The sequence below is a fragment of the Gracilibacillus salitolerans genome, from assembly GCF_009650095.1.
Lineage (GTDB): Bacteria > Bacillota > Bacilli > Bacillales > Amphibacillaceae > Gracilibacillus > Gracilibacillus salitolerans.
The window spans coordinates 4119706-4139125 of sequence record NZ_CP045915.1; the positions used below are offsets into that span (position 1 = coordinate 4119706).

18 protein-coding genes and 1 other annotated feature are annotated in these 19420 nt (G+C 35.6%); of the genes, 3 read left to right on the plus strand and 15 right to left on the minus strand.

From position 1 onward, the window contains the following. Positions 1-7: 7 nt before the first annotated feature. Together GI584_RS19490 and GI584_RS19495 are read right to left on the minus strand one after the other, a co-directional pair. Positions 8-562 carry an ECF-type riboflavin transporter substrate-binding protein gene (locus GI584_RS19490; protein WP_153792285.1) on the minus strand — a complete coding sequence of 185 codons (555 nt, stop codon included), beginning with the start codon at positions 560-562 and terminating at the stop codon, positions 8-10. 101 nt (positions 563-663) lie between these two features. After that, the gene (locus GI584_RS19495) at positions 664-1521 is read right to left on the minus strand and encodes an SAM hydrolase/SAM-dependent halogenase family protein (protein WP_153792286.1); all 858 of its coding nucleotides are present in this window, start codon (positions 1519-1521) and stop codon (positions 664-666) included. A gap of 85 nt (positions 1522-1606) precedes the next feature. Next, positions 1607-1884 (minus strand) — a binding site (T-box leader). A gap of 416 nt (positions 1885-2300) precedes the next feature. On the opposite strand from GI584_RS19495, the gene GI584_RS19500 reads away from it, so the two are divergent. Together GI584_RS19500 and GI584_RS19505 are read left to right on the plus strand one after the other, a co-directional pair. After that, positions 2301-3275 (plus strand): pectate lyase family protein, encoded by a 975-nt coding sequence (locus GI584_RS19500; RefSeq protein ID WP_100362412.1) that lies wholly within the window; start codon positions 2301-2303, stop codon positions 3273-3275. Positions 3276-4284: 1009 nt separating this feature from the next. Then, the gene (locus tag GI584_RS19505; RefSeq protein WP_100359157.1) at positions 4285-4608 is read left to right on the plus strand and encodes a helix-turn-helix domain-containing protein; all 324 of its coding nucleotides are present in this window, start codon (positions 4285-4287) and stop codon (positions 4606-4608) included. A gap of 29 nt (positions 4609-4637) precedes the next feature. Here the strand turns inward: GI584_RS19505 and GI584_RS19510 are convergent, their stop codons facing one another. Both GI584_RS19510 and GI584_RS19515 read right to left on the minus strand, forming a co-directional pair. Then, positions 4638-5402: an AraC family transcriptional regulator gene (locus GI584_RS19510; protein WP_153792287.1), complete on the minus strand. Its 765-nt coding sequence runs from the start codon at positions 5400-5402 to the stop codon at positions 4638-4640. A 51-nt stretch (positions 5403-5453) separates the two neighbouring features. Further along, positions 5454-7130: a thioredoxin gene (locus tag GI584_RS19515; protein ID WP_153792288.1), complete on the minus strand. Its 1677-nt coding sequence runs from the start codon at positions 7128-7130 to the stop codon at positions 5454-5456. 681 nt (positions 7131-7811) lie between these two features. Here GI584_RS19515 and sda point away from each other — a divergent pair. Further along, positions 7812-7955, plus strand: a complete 144-nt coding sequence (gene sda, locus GI584_RS19520; RefSeq protein ID WP_153792289.1) for a sporulation histidine kinase inhibitor Sda — start codon at positions 7812-7814, stop codon at positions 7953-7955. Positions 7956-8263: 308 nt separating this feature from the next. On the opposite strand, the gene GI584_RS19525 is transcribed toward sda, so the two are convergent. From GI584_RS19525 to GI584_RS19575, 11 genes are all read right to left on the minus strand, one after another. Further along, positions 8264-8542 carry a hypothetical protein gene (locus GI584_RS19525; RefSeq protein ID WP_153792290.1) on the minus strand — a complete coding sequence of 93 codons (279 nt, stop codon included), beginning with the start codon at positions 8540-8542 and terminating at the stop codon, positions 8264-8266. Positions 8543-8808: 266 nt separating this feature from the next. Continuing rightward, positions 8809-9249 carry an RpiB/LacA/LacB family sugar-phosphate isomerase gene (locus tag GI584_RS19530; protein ID WP_153792291.1) on the minus strand — a complete coding sequence of 147 codons (441 nt, stop codon included), beginning with the start codon at positions 9247-9249 and terminating at the stop codon, positions 8809-8811. Positions 9250-9267: 18 nt separating this feature from the next. Beyond that, positions 9268-10278 (minus strand): LacI family DNA-binding transcriptional regulator, encoded by a 1011-nt coding sequence (locus tag GI584_RS19535; RefSeq protein ID WP_228552283.1) that lies wholly within the window; start codon positions 10276-10278, stop codon positions 9268-9270. Positions 10279-10377: 99 nt separating this feature from the next. Beyond that, entirely contained in the window at positions 10378-11262 is an 885-nt protein-coding gene (locus GI584_RS19540) for a carbohydrate ABC transporter permease (protein WP_100359151.1), read from the minus strand. A 12-nt stretch (positions 11263-11274) separates the two neighbouring features. Beyond that, positions 11275-12165: a carbohydrate ABC transporter permease gene (locus GI584_RS19545; RefSeq protein ID WP_153792293.1), complete on the minus strand. Its 891-nt coding sequence runs from the start codon at positions 12163-12165 to the stop codon at positions 11275-11277. 145 nt (positions 12166-12310) lie between these two features. Continuing rightward, positions 12311-13657: an ABC transporter substrate-binding protein gene (locus GI584_RS19550; protein WP_153792294.1), complete on the minus strand. Its 1347-nt coding sequence runs from the start codon at positions 13655-13657 to the stop codon at positions 12311-12313. A 159-nt stretch (positions 13658-13816) separates the two neighbouring features. Continuing rightward, complete coding sequence (locus GI584_RS19555; RefSeq protein WP_100359148.1) at positions 13817-14671, minus strand: NAD(P)-dependent oxidoreductase; 855 nt, start codon at positions 14669-14671, stop codon at positions 13817-13819. A 205-nt stretch (positions 14672-14876) separates the two neighbouring features. After that, the gene (locus GI584_RS19560) at positions 14877-15572 is read right to left on the minus strand and encodes an RraA family protein (RefSeq protein WP_100359147.1); all 696 of its coding nucleotides are present in this window, start codon (positions 15570-15572) and stop codon (positions 14877-14879) included. A gap of 169 nt (positions 15573-15741) precedes the next feature. Beyond that, the gene (locus GI584_RS19565; RefSeq protein WP_100359146.1) at positions 15742-16704 is read right to left on the minus strand and encodes a 2-hydroxyacid dehydrogenase; all 963 of its coding nucleotides are present in this window, start codon (positions 16702-16704) and stop codon (positions 15742-15744) included. A gap of 40 nt (positions 16705-16744) precedes the next feature. Further along, the gene (locus GI584_RS19570) at positions 16745-18235 is read right to left on the minus strand and encodes an aldehyde dehydrogenase family protein (protein WP_153792295.1); all 1491 of its coding nucleotides are present in this window, start codon (positions 18233-18235) and stop codon (positions 16745-16747) included. Between the two features lie 19 nt (positions 18236-18254). After that, the gene (locus tag GI584_RS19575; protein WP_153792296.1) at positions 18255-19418 is read right to left on the minus strand and encodes an iron-containing alcohol dehydrogenase; all 1164 of its coding nucleotides are present in this window, start codon (positions 19416-19418) and stop codon (positions 18255-18257) included. Between the last annotated feature and the right edge of the window lie 2 nt (positions 19419-19420).

Here is a 19420-nt window from a genome sequence, read left to right on the forward strand (position 1 = left end):
TATCTGATTAGTCTTCCTTCGATAAACTATTACCTTTCGTCCGTGTCTTCGCGTATGCAGCAAGTAAGATCGTACCAATGACACCGACAGAGATAATATTGGAAATACCCGCTACTGCACCTTGAGTAAATACTTTGTTTGCCGGCTCTGCATATATAATAATATCTAATAATGGCGCTAAAAGGAACCAGCCTATAACCTGTACAATCACTTGGACCACATTAAATGAAATAATTTTCTTCGTACCAAATGCTCCATCCTCTAAGGCAATTCTGCGGGCAAATAATCCAATGAACAATCCGACAAAAAGGGAGACAAAAACCCAGCTCCACCAAATAGATCCCCAAAGCAAAACATCCTTCAGTGCATGACCGAAGAGACCAATAAGTCCACCGGCGACAGGGCCGAATAATACAGCCATAAATGCTAGAAATGCAACTGCTGTCTCAATATTTGTATTGGGGATCCCTGTTGGAATCGTTAAAAAACGTCCCAAAATAACATATACAGCAGCACCAATACCAATAGCAACAATCGTTCTAATCGATAAATTACCTTTCATGATTACTCTCTCCTTTATTTAAATTAGTTTATTGCTAACAAGCATGATTTCTGTTGATTCATGGCTGTAGATTAAAACAATTATAGTAAAATATCCTTATTCTAACTATACACAATTTTCGGTGCTTTGCGTACAATTATTTTCCATTTTTCTCCTGTCTTAATATGGTATGCCTTTGCAAAAGATCCTTGATTTAAAGCTACACCAATGTTTTCTAAGGAATTAATATATAGTAACGGTTCACCTACCTGGGTATCTGCAAATGACTTACCATATGACATCACGTTTTTGTACACTTGACGTGTATCATCTAAAATCGTTATTTCTAATGTATCTCCATAATCAATAGATGCTTCCTGAAAGTAATCCTTATGAATATTGGTCCATAGATTACCAAAACGAATATCCAAGATATCAATCGTTCCCTCAATAATGCCTCCATCTACCTTCACTTCCGGTGTGGAAAGCTTCACAAGCTGATCTACATCGATTTTCGGCCCTATTTCTTCAAAAGAGATCACATTAGCAGCAAGTCTTGCCCCTGTGTATGCATAAACATCTCTTCCATGAAAAGTGTAAGATTCATATGACCTCGCCAGCCTGTTTACTTTTTCGTCAATCACTCTTGCTTCCTCAATACCAACAGAATCCTCAATATGGGTAATGGTTCCATTATCCGGTGTGACGATAAAACGGTTGTCTTTCGTCCTCACTACAATACTTAATCTATCAGAGCCTACCCCTGGATCGACAACAGATACAAAAACAGATCCCTCTGGCCAATAACAAATCGTTTGATACAACCGATAGGATGCCTCCCAAATATTATATTGCGGTATATCATGTGTAACATCATATAAATCTAAATCATTGTCTACTGTTTTTGCCACTCCATACATTGCACTTACTGCTCCGTCACTTGTACCAAAATCTGATTGAAAAACTAAATGCTTTGTCATGTTATTCCTCCTTAAATTTGTTTATTGGTGAAAACCTTTCTGATGATCCTGCCCATTAAAAAACGCCCTTATTGTTCCATTGAACAATAAGGGCGTTGTTATTATTTTCAACACGGTACCACCTTAGTTTACTGCATACTCACATATACAGTCTTTATAAGTACTCCACCAAACAGGATTTCATACTTTGGTATAGATAACGAGTACCAAATCTCGTCGTCACTTACTTGTATCATAACTATGACACGTTCAGCTCGAAGCTCCAAGGCCATTTTCAGCATCTGCATTTTTGCTTCTTTTCAGCTACCGAAGCTCTCTGTAGAAAAACGCTCGAAACTTACTTTCCCTTCTCATCACTTTTTCAAATATTGATTTACTAATTAAATAGGATTATACGAAATATTCATTTTGAACGCAAGTACTTTTTTGAATATTTTGATAATTTTAATTTAGATACTCTTTAAATATATTTTATTTTACTTTCCCTCCCTACCCATATCCAGAAATAATCATTATCTCACATTACCACCTCGAAAAAGTTAATATTTGTCACTTTTTTACAGTTGAACAAACCCTCTATCTTCTTATTAAATGGTAAATAATTCAATTATAAGGATAATATATGGAAAAATGATTATTTAAAGAAACCGCTTACGTGTTATGATTTAACTATCCTATACGAAAGGGGGATGGATGTTTTATCGCTTCAGTGTCAGACGTAAACTTCAAAAAATAATAAAAAGGGCGTGAGAAAAGTGAAGAAAAAATTACTTAAGTGGATGTCTTTCAGTCTTTTCGTTACTCTATTAATATGTTTGTCGTTTCAATCTGTATCTGCAAGTACTCCTGATTTCAGTATGACAGGTTTCGCCACTCAAAATGGTGGTACAACTGGTGGTGCTGGTGGAGATACCGTAACTGTTCAAACAGGAGACGAGCTTGTTCAGGCGTTAAAGGACAAAGGTGATAATACTCCTTTAACTATTTATGTGGATGGTACGATTACACCAAACAATACACCTGACAGCAAAATTAATATCAAAGATGTATCAGATGTTTCTATACTAGGTGTTGGTACAAACGGAGAACTTGATGGTATAGGTATTAAAGTGTGGCGAGCAGATAACGTGATAATCCGTAACCTCACGATTCATGAAGTACGTACTGGTGACAAGGATGCCATTAGCATTGAAGGACCATCAAGCAACATTTGGGTGGACCATAATGAACTTTATGCAAGCTTGAATGTGGACAAAGACTATTATGATGGTTTATTTGATGTGAAACGTGATGCATTTAATATCACATTCTCATGGAACTATGTCCATGATGGCTGGAAAGCAATGTTAATGGGTTCATCAGATAGTGACAGCGACGATCGAAACATCACGTTCCATCATAATCATTTTCAAGATCTGAATTCACGTGTTCCTAGCTTCCGTCATGGCGAAGGTCACTTGTATAATAATTACTTTGAAGGAATTATTGATACAGGGATTAATGCCAGAATGGGTGCCGAATTACTGGTAGAAAATAATGTATTTGAAAATTCAAAAGATCCTCTTGGCGCTTGGTATAGCAGCTCTCCAGGTTATTGGAACGTTTCTAACAATTTATATATTAACAGCACTGGTAGTCAACCAACGACATCAACAACCAATTATACCGTTCCATATAACTATACGCTTACACCAGTTGAAGATGTAAAATCAGTTGTGACACAATATGCTGGTGTTGGAGTAATTCAACCGTAAATTGATGAGAGGGCTTGCCCCATAAGCAAGTTCTAACAATTGACTTCGGGCTGCCCTCTTCTTTGAAATTAAAAATAGCGATAAGAGACTATCGTAGCTGATTGATTTTAACGACTGAGCTAAAAAGGTGAAGTTCTTCTATTAGACACGAGTACTCATTTTTGGTTTCACCCATCCTTTAGCGATATGCCTAAGCAAAACTTTTACTTCAGTACGCTATCATTGCTTTTCAATATTATCATCTTAGCCATTCTCACCCGATTATTTATTGAAGGTATTGTGACATCACTTGAGGATAGATTTGACATCTTTCTTTAAAGAGAAGGAGGGAATATTCTGTTGTCACAGGATCTCCTTTTCCTTTTAATCACTTTGAATAATAAGATGGAATTTTTTTCACCAATGGATTTGTTCAGGGAGGGGCATCCCTCTTTATATAACAAAAATAAAAAAGAAAAATATTTCTTGATTTGGTATAATGAACTTTAGGTCAACTATATTCCAAAAATTGGATTAATTTACACCCCTTGTAATTCACCAACCAAAATACCTACAAAGTCATTCATAAAACTAGCCAAATGATTTATTTAACTATACAATATAGTTATATTTACCCTTTTCTTTAATAGGTAATTTGTAAGTATTTTATTGGATTAGCCTATGATTCTGTGTGACATTCCCTTCTTCAACAGGGTTTTTCAATCTACTTCTTAATTTTATATGCTTATAGCCATAATCTTTCGTCTACTTTTTATGTGTGATATTTTTAACAGAAGAGTAAATAAGCAATAGTTAAAATCTAATTAGGAATTCAATCTTTTTTTATATGTGAACGGATACAAAATATTTTTTTTGGAGATAATAATATATATAAGGAATACGTATTTTGATAATTTTATGTCATATAGTAATAAAGCAGATTAACTTTATGATCATTTGTAATAATTTGCTTTTTTCTGCATTTATTTACAAAATAATAAGATAATAAACTTAAAAGAAGGGATTATCTATGAATGAATTAAATATAGGAGAACAATTAAGATCATTAAGAAAATCTTTAAATTTAACAACGCAGGAAGTTGCAAATCGAGTCAACATCTCCCAATCGTATATTAGTCGATTCGAAAATAATCGTTCCGTTCCTGATGTTGATATGTTAGCCAAAATCTTAAATGCACTTGGTACGGACTTGGCAACTTTCTTTTCTTATTCTGAAGATAATCAAAAAATTCCGGAAGATTTAGCTCAACTTATTGAAATGAGTAAACAATTAACACCGGAAGAAAGAATTAAGTTAACTGAATTTCTTACCGTATTAAAAAGAAATCCTTAGAAGTAACCGGTCTTGAGTCAGACGAATGGTTACTTCTTTCTCTGCGCTCGCTTATTTCGGTATTCTTTAGGTGTACAGCCTACCATTTTTTTAAATTGAACCGTAAAATAACTTTGACTTTCAAATCCGCACAAATGAGCGATGTCAATAAACAAATAGTCTGAATATGTAATAAGATGTTTCGCTTTTTTTATTCGCTCTTCCAAAATATAGTTTTGAATATTCTTATTTGTTTCGCGTTTAAACAAAGCTGATAAATAGTTTGGATGTCTGCCACAATATAATGCCAAAGCATCCAACGTAATGTTTTCAGATAAATGTTCTTGGACATAATTAACAATCATCCACGATGTTTTACTCAACCCTTCGACTCTCTTCTGCTTTATTTTCCTTATAAAAATCAATAATATCTTCGTCTCTAATTCAAAAAAAGCTTCTTTATCTATAGGAGTGAGTCGATTCTCCAGATCTTTTACTGTATTTTCCATTAATAAGACCATTTCTTTAGGATTACAACCTGCCTCTATCGCTGCACGCGTTATATTTGATACTAAAACAATTAAATTATTTCTCAGATTTCTATTTTTCGATGTTGCTAATGTTTGAACAAAGCTCTCTCGATCATTTTTAAAAAGTTCTAACGAGCGCATATCTCCGTTTCTAAATAACCTCAAAAATTCTGCTTCTGTTTCGAAACAATAATGTGAATTATCAGATACTAAATACTCGTGCTGTAGGTCATTAATTTCTGGTGCATACATTCTTTGCTTAGAAATATCGCTTGTATTTTTCATTTAAGCAGTCCCTTCTACTTGATGTCAATTAAACCGCGAATATAAAGCTACTTAAATTTTTTCTACCTGAGAAACTTTTTGAAAGTAATAGTGATAGCCTGAAATATAATGTTCTATATCGTCAATTCTGCTACGAAAGGAGTGATGCCTTATAAAGAAGCTTCCATTAATTTTATTTGGATATCTCATATACATAGCTATTTCTGGAAAGAAATAGCCATTTAATTGATGCTCTGCTTGTTTATTTATTGTTTTAAAGATATCTTCTATTGAATATGTATCAAATAAATAATCCTTTCTTAATGCTTTAATTCGTTGAATCATTTGATCCGTTGCCATTAGTAATTCTAAAGACGTCGGACAAGTTGTTTCTCCGTTGGAAATTAAATCTAATTTATACGTTGCAATTTTTAATCCAAAGTCAAAATATTGATCCTCAAATTTATATTTGGTTATTTCATTCGCACAATAACTTAACCAATGATCTGCATTCTTCCATTGTTCGTTTTCTATAAAATAATCAAAAGATAAAGACCCTGCTTCCAGCCATTTGTTATCATTATTAAAGTCATAAAGTCTCAATAACGAAAAAACAGCCTCACCATCATAATTAATCATGCTATGTATTTCTTTCACACTTAAGTTGTTAGCATTTAGTGCATGTGTAAATTGTCCATCACTATGTTGCATGGTAAGAATACCGTGTCCTAATGAAATTGCAACGTCCACGTAAGAATCATCATGGAATATTTCTGTGTATTTGGTAATTGCCAGAATAGCCACTCCCAGTGCTCCCAGTTTAATTTCATCATCATATTGCTTATCCACAACATAGGACACTTTACTGAACTCAGGGTGTTTTCTAGTAACGATTGCTTGATTAATTAGATAATTCAAGGCTCGTTTAATGGAAGTTTCAAGCATCGGATTTTTTGTTATGGTATAAGCTTTAATCATCGAATCTATGGTACTAGCGTGACGTAACATATTATATGAATTAATACTTCGGTAAGAATGACTAAAATACCCATACGTAAATTCCCCTGTTGGTTTAACCTGTTTTGCTAAGAAATGGGAAGCATTATCTATCATATGATAAACAGTCTTATCATCTACTTCTTTAACTATCCGTCTGCCATTATCCACTCCGCCAGCATGTAAAGCATAAGTATTATTTTTATCACAAAAATAGCTTATTGTATCAAACAATATGACTTCTTTTATACTTGATTCAAGAATTGGATATTTTAGATCACGATATGACTTTAGATAATCATTAATATTTTTCATGGAAAAGGAAGCGTTTTTCATAAACGCATTTGCGAGGAATTCTTGCTCTAAAAAGGCAAGATAGAATTGTCTATCGAAAGATACGCCTTTGCGAAAGTAATTATTTTTCGTGTTGGTATATGCTTGGAAAAATTCTTGTTTGGAGAGTACACACATATTTATGGCTAGATCTACTTTGATCCATAATGGTCTTATTCTTTTTTTATTGATATAGGATAAGCTCTTATCTTCTGCATTTGCCCATGATGTTTCTATAGAATTCCCAATACCTGTTGAAACTAAAGCTCTTGTATTACCATCAGTAACTGACAAAAATATCACATAGTTCATTTCTCGATTAAACACAGAAGTATTGCTTTTTGTAGCCTCTTCTTCATAAGTGAACAGTTTGTTTTTTGCATCGACTAAGTGTGGAATGTATCTTTCTAAACTATTCAAAACAATACCACCTTCTTCATTGGAATAAATAGATTGGAAATAGAGTAGTTTATTAGAGAAATCCCTTTAGTATTTTCATTTAGTTGAGCGTTTACATTACTTTCGAATCCTCATTAAAGTCTCAGTCCTACTAATCTTTCCTGTTTAAAGTGTGACCCTGTAAGCTTTAAGTTCATATTGTTTGCAATTAGGCGCCGCATACAAAGCCTTATAATATAGTAAATTATTCTCAAACTAAAAATTAACAGTTACCTCCTTCAACATTTTATTTGTGAGAAACTATGAAGTGTAATGATGGATTTCACCTTAGTATTTTGTCGAAAGTTGTTCAAAAACTGGTATTTTTTATGGGGTATATTAGTATCTATAAGTTATTTTATGATAAATGGTCATAATATGTCAAAGGATTAATAACTATATGTACTAAAACCTCTATATTTATGACTTCCATGAGGTGACGATGAATTCATTTGTAAATCTTTTAACATTTATATATATATATTAATATAAATTGAAATTTCTGAAAATTTTGTGTTTATTTCTACAAGAAATACGGGTATATTTTTAAACAAATCCATCCATATTAGTACTTTTATATTGTAATTTCGACATTATTCATTTATAAGTAATAATTCATCTAATGGTTCCATTTACATAATCTATAACACAGGAGGACTAAAGATGAGTATGAATCTTCTTACAAACGAAAAGTTAGTTGAACTTTATTGTGCTGCTAAAAAGCAAAAAGTCAACGAAGAATTTATTAAACTCGTAGAATTGGAAATGACCAATAGACAAATTAGAATAGATTTGTTAGAAGTCTAATGGAGAGCTAAAAAACAATTGATCAATACATTGGCTATTCTACGTGATGATTTTATATACATCTTCCCCTTATCGTTGGCGAAGATTTAATTAGTATTCCCCTAACTTTAACTTTTTAAGGATATAAAAGTAAAACTTTTTTTATCCAATAAATGGAATAATACTTTATTTATCTAAGATCTTGTACTTAAGAATTTTAGTTTTTTGCATAATTTTTTTCAAGTATGTAAAAATAAAACCCCTTATAGAAAACTTAGTTGAATTCCATAAGGGGCTTCTTCATTACCACCTAAATTAAATGCGGAGAATTACTGTTCATACATAACAGAGTTATTGTTATCTTCTTCAGCAAATGTCTGTACAGCATTTTGCACTGTATTAGCTGGTTGTTGCATCATATCTTGACCTTGGTTTACCATATTTTGTATCGGCTGTGTGAACTGTTGCAATTGTCCATTGTTGTTCAATGCATTATTAATGGTTTCAGGTAATCGCTGAAAAGTTCCGTTTTGAACACCTCTGGTAATACCATAAATGGCTGCACCAGCTGCACCTGCCGCTAATAACCTATTCATTACACCCATCATCATCATTCCTTCCTTAAAAATTTAGGAACAATAATAGCTTTTAATAAAACGTGGATTTTTATACAGTTATCATATTCCAATTAAAAAATAATCCATATAAGATGGGAATAAAGAATTTAATGTTGCAAATAATAAAGCTGAGACGATATTAGAAAAGATATTCGAAGCCATTGACTATCTGCCAGATAACAAAAAAATAAACCATCCGCTCATTTGTGAGGTAACTCGGATAGGTTAAATATGAAGTAAAACTTAACTATAGAATTTCATCTATCCATTTCGTCCAATTTTGCTACCCTTCTTCTAAAATCATCATCATCACTAAAGTTTGCATTGATAAATGATCGAATTAGGTCTTCTGCTAACCATTCTGATACGATCTTTCCACCAAGACACATCAGATTTACATTATCGTGTTCTACGCATTGATGTGCAGAATAAGTATCATGACAAACAGCTGCTCGAATCCCTTTAATCTTATTGCCAGCTATAGCCGCTCCAATTCCGGTACCGCAAAAAACAATACTTCGTTCACATTCTTTTGCAACTAATTTTTCTCCTATATTTCTGACTATATCAGGAAAATCCACTTTTTCCTCTGTGTAGCATCCGATATCCACCACTTCATAGTCTAAACTCTCTAAAAAGGGAATCATCTGTTTTTTTAAATGAAAACCACAATGATCACTTCCGATAACCATTTTCATCTTCATGTCACCTGCCTATTATTCTATTTCCTTTGATGATTCTCTCGCTACAAGCTCAGGTTGAAAAATAATATTTTTAATAGTAGTTAATTCTTTTGATTTTATCTCTCTAATGAGAAGTTTTGCTGATTCTTTACCAATATCATATGCAGGTTGCTTAATAGTAGTTAGTGGGGGATGAATATGCTTAGACCAAATCGTATCATCATAGCCTACAATACCTACTTCACTTGGCACTTTTTTATCCAATTTTTTTAATGCCTCTATTAATTCAAGTGTTAACATATTGTTAGTAGAAAAGACTCCGTCTATCATTGGATTATCTAGTAAATATTCTTTAATTTGTTTATTTGCTACCCTTATATTTTCAATCTCTAATAGATAAAAAGAATCTTCCGTTAAACCATTAGAAATAAGAGCCTCTTGATAACCTTTAATTCTTTCTTGCCAGGTACTAATATTTTCATTCTTATACGTAATCGCTAATATATGTTCTCGGCCGTTTTCTAGCAAATGATTTGCGGCCATATAACCACCTTTAATATTATCAACCACTACGTTATTTGCATGAAGGCCAGGGATCTTACGGTTAATGACAACCATAGGGTATTTATCTGTAACTAATTTTTCATATAAGGGTTGATTTCTAACAGTTGGGTTAATTACTATTCCATCAACTTGTCTCATCTGAAACTCTTTGATATATTGTTCTTCAAGCTTTGGATCACCATCTGAATTGCATATCATTAAGTTGTATCCTTCATCTTTACAAGTATCTTCCACACCCTCTAGGACATTAAACCAAAATTCATTTCGAAAATTGGATAAAACGATACCAATTACATTGGTTTTCATCGACTTTAATCCTTTTGCTAATGCATTAGGTCGATACTCTAATTCTTTTACAACTTTTAGAACTGTTTTAATTGTTTCAGGAGTGTTATGATCATAATTTCCGTTTAAAATCCTAGAAACAGTAGTTTTGGATACTCCAGCCTTTTCAGCAACATCCGCTATTGTCACTTTCACAGCTATCACCATTTTCCAAATTTATATATTCTATTCCTTATTTTCCAGTATCATGCACATATAGATTTATCATATCATAATAAATACATTCCTTCTAAATTATCCCTTAAGCCCTCCAGTAGTGATCCCTTCAATTAAATACTTTTGGAAAAATATAAACACACCAAACAAAGGAATTAACGATAAAGTAGACATAGCAAACATCGGTCCCCACGCACTCTCACCAGCTGAATCCAAGAACATTCTGAGTCCAAGTGCTACCGTATATAATTTTATATCGCTAATGTATAATAATTGCCCAAAGAAATCATTCCATGTCCATATAAACGTAAAGATCATAGTCGTTACTAAAGCTGGAATTGATAACGGCAAAATTAAATACCAATACGTCTTAATCCTTCCGCAACCATCTATCTCTGCTGCTTGGACTAACTCATTTGGAATTCCTCGCATAAATTGCACCATTAGAAAAACAAAGAAACCTTCCACTGCAAAGAATTTTGGTAATATAAGCGGATAATAAGTATTGATCCAGTCCAAATAATTAAACATAATATATTGAGGGATGACTGTTACATGAAAAGGTAGCATGAGTGTTATAAGCATTAATGCAAATAATATTGGTTTAAATTTAAATTCTAATTTTGCGAAAGCATATGCTGCCATGGAACAAGCCACAACATTACCGATAATCGCTAAAGCAACGATCAACAGAGTATTGCTAAAAAATAATCCAAATGTGTATCCAGATACTCCTGCCCAACCCTGTGTGTAATTATCGAGTGTCCATTCTGAGGGGAGAAAAGATACTGAGTTAAAAATTTCAGCGGGATGCTTAAAAGAACTACTTACCATCCAAAGCAAAGGATAAAGCATCACCACCCCCAAAGCGATAATAAAACAATGAATGACTATTTTACTTATTTTCCTTTTTTGTTTGGATTGACTACTGGCTTTTCGCGCATCTCTCGCACTAATTTCCATCCTTCATCACCTCTATCCTTGGTAATATACCCACTTTTTAGATGTAGCAAAAACGATGGCAGTAGCAATGGCAATTACAATTAATAAAACCCACGCCATAGCCGACGCATATCCCATTGCAAACTGGGTAAACCCTTTTTGGTAAAGATACAACGTATAAAATAAGGTTGAATTTAGTGGACCACCTGTTCCACCGCTAACAATATACGCAGGAGTAAATGCCTGGAATGCTCCAATGATCCCCATCACTAAGTTAAAGAAGACGACAGGAGTGATCAAAGGTAGTGTTATCTTAAAGAATTGCTTCATTGGTCCTGCGCCGTCGATCTTAGCAGACTCATAAAGTTCTATAGGTACTTGTTTTAGACCTGCTAGAAATATCACCATGGATGCTCCGAATTGCCAAACCATTAATATAATCAATGTGTAAAGTGCAGTACTCGGAGTTGATATCCAATTTATCCCGTCGATTCCGAACTTGCCTAAAATATTATTAACTAAACCATTACCTCCAAAAATTTGCCGCCAAAGAATCGCAATAGCTACACTGCCACCAAATAAGGATGGAACATAGTAAACGGCTCGATACACTCTCAATCCACCGATTCCTTTATTTAAAAGAACCGCTATGAATAAGGCGAATGCCAACTGTAAAGGGACACCAAAAAACACATAAATTACCGTTACTTTAACACTTTGCAGCCACTTTGGATCCGAGAAAAGAGACGTGTAATTATCAAAACCAATCCAAGTGGGAGCATTAAACATATCGTAACTTGTGAATGAAAAGTAAAGCGATGCCCCCATTGGAATGGCAGTTAGTGTTAATATACCGATTAACCAAGGAGTTAAAAACAGATAACCTATCCCATTATCTTTCCAAAATAATTTAAATTTTCCCATAGTGGATACTCCTTATTTCAAAATTCTAGTTAGAATTTCTTTCTATTCACATATGATATAAAGGAATCAGATTCAATTAAGGTTGTTGAAATGTATTCTTCCTTTTGTCCTCATTGAATCTGATTTTTATCTATTTCAACTGGAATTATTCACCCAGTATACTTCTTGCCTCACTCATAAAGTCTGTTACAGCCTGTTCTACCGACTTTTGGCCAAATGCAATTGCTTCAGCATTGTCAGCAAAAAGCGTTTCTACTTCATTTATACCTTCTGGCGCATACGGTGCAGGTTCTGACAATTCAACCGTATTTTGAATATGTTCCACTGCCCTTTGCTCAGGTGGTGTAAGGTCTTCCATCACTAAGTTAGAAGCCTCTGTACCTGCCGGAGGCCCTTGTTCCGTTTTGAATATTTTGACTGATTTTTCATTACTTACAAAAAATTCAATGAATTTTGCTGCTGCTTCTTTATGAGGGGAAGCTTCTGTAATACTAAGATAGGCACCTTCGATATATTCACCATTAGGACCACCTTCAATATGAGGATGGCGCACAATGTTAATTTCACCTTCACCCATTTGTTCTTCATATAAATACATTTGGTTTGCCGGTAATCCAAGTATCGCTACTTTTTTCGTTGCAAACATATTTGCTTCTAATGGTAAACCTTCATACTCATTGCTGGTAGACGCATCAGGAATGACGTCATCTTGCCTCATGTTATCCCACATCGTCCACCAATCTGTTAATACTTGTTCATCAAATCCAAGTTTTCCATCATCGGTAAAAACATCCTGACCACTTTGACGTGCAAAGTATCTAAACCTAGGTTGTAGCTGCCCACCACTTCCATCTTCGAAAGCCCAACCATCTTCTCCCATTGCTTCTTTTATTTCATATGCTTTATCGACAAAATCATCCCAAGTCCAATCATATCCAGGATAATCAACCCCTAGATCATCAAAGACTGCTGTATTATACACATATCCCGGCATGGTAATACCTTTGGCAACCATGACAATTTCTTCTCCAACTTTACCACTATTTAGCGCTGCATCAGGAAAATCTGATAAATCTAGTTCTCCGCTATCCACCATATCATTCATAACATGCAACGCACCTCGTCGAGCATAGTCTGATACGTAAAATTGATGCATACTGACAACATCAGGAGCATTTCCACCTGAAACCTGCGTAGTTAATCGATCCCAATAATCCTCCCAGCCTCCAAATTGTCTGTCAACTTTAATATTTGGATACTCTTCTTCGAATAAATCAACAATTTCATTATATTTTTCATGACGCCCAGTATCTCCCCACCAAGAAAAGCTTATCTCAATTTGCTCGTCAGCATCATTTTCACTTGCATTTTCTGAGCTATTATCATTGGATTCACCTTCATTCGTTTCCCCTGCATCTTCATTACTCGAACAACCTATCAGTAACAAGAAGGCAAGCGCTATCATTGATAACAACAATAAATTTCTCTTCATTGTTTTATCTCCCCTTTTTTCATTAATGTCCATTAACAGAACAACAGTTATAAAAACTAAATATAATGCCAGGTTTTATCCATCACCTCCTTCCTCCTGAACAGGATGGAATTAGATGAACAATTTATCAGTGGGGATACATACCCCACTTATGGAAGTCTATCTAATAATGCTTTTGCTAATTGCAGCGAAGTCTAGTTCACTATTTTCTTTTTCGGCTGATTTATATAATTGTAATGCCAGAGATGCTAACGGTAGTACGGAGGCTCTACCTTCATCTACAGCAATCTGTACGTCTTTTTTCATTAAAGGTAACTTAAAACCAGGTTCAAATTGTTCATCTACAATCGAATCAAGTTTATTCATCAACATCCACGATGCACCAGAACTGTTCCCAATTACTTCCTTCAATATGTTCGTATCGACTTCTAATTCATTTGCTAAACTAATAGCTTCGGAAGTGGCAATCATATGAATGCCTGCTAGCATTTGATTGATAGCTTTAATCGCATTACCTGCACCAACCTCACCAACTAAATACACATTCTGCGCCATTGCATTTATGACATCTTCTACATCATTTAATGTGGATTGATCACCTCCTGCCATCACCGTTAATGCCCCTTTTTCTGCACCAACTGTTCCTCCACTAACAGGCGCATCTAATACACGTATCCCCTGTTCTTGGTAAACCCTATGGAGATTTTTGATGGCATCGGGGGATCCCGAGGTCATTTCTATTAAAATAGCATTCTTTTGGAATGTATCTATGACATCTTCTGAGAGTAGTACTTCATTCATTTCTTTGTCTGTTGGAAGAATCGAAATAACCACGTCGCTATTCCTTATAACTTCTTCTACACTAGAACAAACCTGTGCACCTTGAGTTTCTAGTACTCTGATAGGATCTGGATTCCTATGTTGCATAGCATTTAGTTCAAATCCTTGTTTTAGTACATTCTGCGCCATCGGTAATCCCATTGCTCCTAAACCTATAAATCCTACTTTTTTCATGATTATTACCCCCACATTCAAAACAATTTACACTTAATAGTGCGTGTTCAAAAAGTTGCCCAATGAGAAGCAAGAAGGTCGAGGCGGCGAAGTTTCGAGTAGCGGAACGTATGCATTTAGATACGTGAGCAACGGAGAAACAAGCCAACAAAGAGATTCGCCGCTTATCATTTGGTGACTTTTTTGAACAACCTCTAATTGATGATTACTGAACGGTATCGTCTAAATCCCAACCCAATTTTTCATATAATCTTTTTCGTCCTGCTTTATCGCCTGTTAACTCTTGGTGTGCATATTTGGCTACATCCTTGGCGTACTTACTTGGTACCACTACTACTCCGTCGCCATCCGCTACCACTACATCATTGGGATAAATGGCTACTCCTCCGATCGCAACTGGAATATCCTTCTCATAATACCGGATTCTCGCTTGGTCCATCCCTTGTGAGACAAACTTAGACCATACGGGAATCTTCTGCATAATCACTTCGTCTGTGTCGCGAATACCTCCTCCATTAGTTAGGTATCCTCTCACTCCTTTATGCAGGTGATCTAAGGTATTATTTGAGCCTAATATCCCTACATCTACACCTGCTACATCCATGACAATAAAATCCCCTTCTTCAATGTCATTCGCCCATTCATCTGTACAAACTTCCCCGTAATACCACTTCACCCACTTCGTATATTCGTCCCCAGTTACATTAGGAACAGGTCCTTCAAAAGGTACATATCGCGCTGTCCTTGCAATACCTACTACTTTCGTCCGAAATAACGGGCGAATACTATGATCCACGGTGCCATAGCCGTGTAGACCTACCCAGTCCATCCCGTCACGTACATCTGTCACTCGTAAATCTTTGTACAATTCCAATATTTCTTCTCGGTTAAATTCACTCATCTTTTATCCGCTCCTTTTATATTAGTGGTACTAAATCGTTTTCCAAAAACCTGCTCTTAATAAGACTCTATATATTAAATCACTCTCTCTGTTTTAGAAGAGAGCAATATTGAAACTTCATCTCCCAAACTGTTCTTGGAAATCGTTACACTAACAAACACTATAAATCCTAGACAACTCTATATATAGGAGGATTATTCTGCAATACTCTTAAAAGATTTTCCGCTGCGACTTCCTCCATTTTCAAGCGTGTATCTATACTTGCACTGCCTATATGCGGTAAACTGATCACATTAGGTAACGAAACAAATCGATTTGACTTGTTTATTGGCTCTTCTTCAAAAACATCCAGACCAGCTGCCCCTATTTGTTGATTTGTTAACGCCATATAAAGAGCATCTTCGTCTACAATTCCACCTCTTGATGTATTAACTAAAATCGAGGTATCTTTCATTAAACGAAATTCTCTTTCTGAAATCAGGTTTTTCGTTTCTTCACTATACGGAACCATCACACAGATAAAATCTGAAGTTTTCAGTAATTCTTCAAACTCTACATATTGAACATCTAGTTCTCTTTCCTGTTCTAGAGACCGATTGCGATTATGGTAAATGATGTTCATATTAAACCCTTTTGCTCTTCTAGCTAAAGCAGATCCAATTCGGCCCATTCCGATAATTCCTAATGTTGCTCCATGTACATCTCTTCCTGTTAATTGCATTGGTGACCAAGTTACCCATTGATTACTCTTTATATAATCAACAGCTTCGACAATACGGCGCGCAGTGGCCATTAACAAAGCAAAAGTTAAATCAGCAGTCGTTTCTGTCAATATTTCAGGGGTGTTGGTGACAATAATGTTATGTTTCTTAGCCTCTTCAATATCTATATTGTTAAAGCCAACAGCCATATTACTAATCACCTTTAGATCAGGTGCCGACTCTATTACTTCTTTATCAATGGTTTCGGTGAGTAAACAATAAAGGCCTTCTACCTTTCTCACTTCTTCGATTAATACCTCTTTGGGAACAGGTACATCTTCTTTCTCCCACATCGTAACTTCACAGTAATTTTCTAACTTTTCTTTGACGCTATCTTCGATTTTTCTCGTCACATAAATTTTCGGTTTCATGCAGAGCTCCCCCTTTTCTTAACGTGCATAATGATAGGGTTTAATACTCAACATATACGGTTTTTAATTCTGTGAAAAATTCGATATTGGAACTCCCAATAGAGAATGCACCAAACCCTGAACTTTTTGTACCACCAAATGGTAAGTGTGCTGCACTTGCCGTTCCGTGATTGATATGAACCATTCCTGCTTCGATTTTTTCTGCGCACTGATGGGCAACAGAAAGATCACTCGTGAATACAGATGCTGCCAACCCGTACTCTACATCATTTGCAACAGATAACGCTTCTTCAATACTGGCTACCTCTGTGATGGTAATGACAGGACCAAATATTTCTTCTTTCGCTATTCTCATAGAGGGTTTTACATGATCCAGTAGTGCTGGCTTCATGTAAGCACCATGATTATACTGATCATCATCTAATAACTCTCCTCCATAAAGAAGGTTTGCTCCTTCTTGCACACCTATTTCGATATAGTTTTGAACACTGTCCAAATGTCCCTTATTTACGAGTGGACCCATATTGGCATCGTCGTCCCAAGCAGGGCCAATTTTTATCTTTTCTAATTCATTGATTAACGCTTTAACTAGCTCCTCTTTTTTATCTCTTAATACAATCACTCTGCTGATCGACGTGCAACGTTGCCCACTACAAGTGCAAGCTGCACTGATAATTTGATTGGCTACTTGGTTTACGTTGGCATAGTCTAGGACAACAGCAGGGTTTTTCCCGCCTAATTCTAGTTGTGTCTTGGCAAATCTTTTAGAAGCTATTTCATTAATTCGTAGTCCTAAATCAGTAGAACCAGTAAAACTAATCCCTTTTACATCCGGATGAGCGACGAGTGAATCGCCAACAGTTGACCCACTGCCAACAATTAGATTGACCACACCATCTGGTACACCTCCTTCCGTAAGTAACTCCATGATTCTAGCAGAAGTCCATGGCGTAGCTGTTGCAGGCTTATAAACAACGGTACATCCATATGCTAATGCAGGTGCTATCTTTCTTATTGGGGTAACCATCGGGAAATTCCAAGGGGCGATCTCCGCGATCACACCAATAGGTTTTCTTGCAGTAGAATTCCAGACATTTTTTCTTTCTGCAGGGAGAGTCTTTCCTTCGATTCGAAATGCTTCTCCTGCACAAAAGCGCGTTTCTTTGGCAGCACGCAATACTTCCCCCATCGATTCCTTAAATACTTTCCCTTGCTCTGCCGATACTATAAAAGCAAGTTCTTCGATATTTTCTTCTAATAAGTCAGCTACTTTATATAAAATAGCACCACGTTCCGGACCTGGTAATACGGACCATGTTTCAAATGCGTCCTTTGCTGCTAATACCGCTTGTTCCACGTCTTCAGGAGTTGATTTAGGGAAATGAGCTAAAGCTTGTTTATGATTGGCAGCATTATAAATGGTATAGGTTTTGTCACTTACACTGTTTACCCACTGTCCATTAATATAATTTCCGTACGAATGAGGTTGGTGATTTTCGAGAAACTGTAACATTTTTTCTCCATTATTCATGACACTTTTCACTCCTTACTTAATCCATCACGGCTCTACAAATATCCTTAAAGTCTTCTATAGTTGGTTTAACAGGGTTGATCGCAGTATTGCCGGATAACATAGCTTCTTTCGCCACTTCTTCGAGATCTTCTTCTGTTACGTTAAAGTCAGCCAAATTTTGTTTTATCCCAATATCTTCATTGAATTTCCTGATAGCAGCTACTGCTTTTTCAGCAGCTTCCAAGTCAGACAGTCCATCTACTTTCTCTCCGAATATTTTCGCAATTTCAATGAATTTTTGAGTATTACCAATCAAGTTAAACTGCATCACTTCCGGTAACAATATCGCATTTACTACTCCATGCGGAATATTGAATTTAGCACCAAGCGGAATAGCTAAAGAGTGTGCTAAACCTAGCCGCGTTGTATTAAATGCCATAGCCGCCATTGTACTGGCCAATAACATGTCTTTTCTCGCCTGCAAGTTTTCACCTTGCACAACAGCCAGCCTTAAACTTCTGGAAATCAGTTTCATAGCTTCTATTGATAAGGCTTCTGATATTGGTTGCGTTTCTTTATTGACGAAAGATTCTAACGCATGTGTTAGTGCATCCATACCTGTTGCAGCTGTAATATGAGGAGGTAACGTAATGGTTAGTGCTGGATCAACTAGTGCAATAGTGGGACAATTAAACATACTGCCAACACTTAATTTTGCTTTTGCCTTCTTATCTGATAAAACCGAAAATCTCGTAATCTCACTACCAGTTCCTGCAGTGGTTGGAATCGCTATAACTGGTTTCGCTTGTGAAGGTACTTTATCCAAACCAACATAATCGCGAATATCTCCGCCATTTCCAAGTAAAAGTCCCACCGATTTAGCCACATCAAGTGAGCTTCCACCGCCTACTCCTATCACTACATCGCATTGATTTTCTTCTGCCAGCTGATAAGCTTGATCTACAGATTCTATCGTTGCTTCTGTTCCAATATCACTAAATGTGTGATATAGTACCTCTGCCTTCTTTAGCGGCATCTCGATCTTTTCGATAATGCCTGCTTTTAATACACCTGGATCGCCTACAATAAGCACTTTATTGCCATTTACCTCATCCACATATTTGGCTAGATTATCAATCTTACCAACGCCGAATTCGATCTTAGTAGGCATTTCATAACGAAATTCTTCACTGACAAGCATTG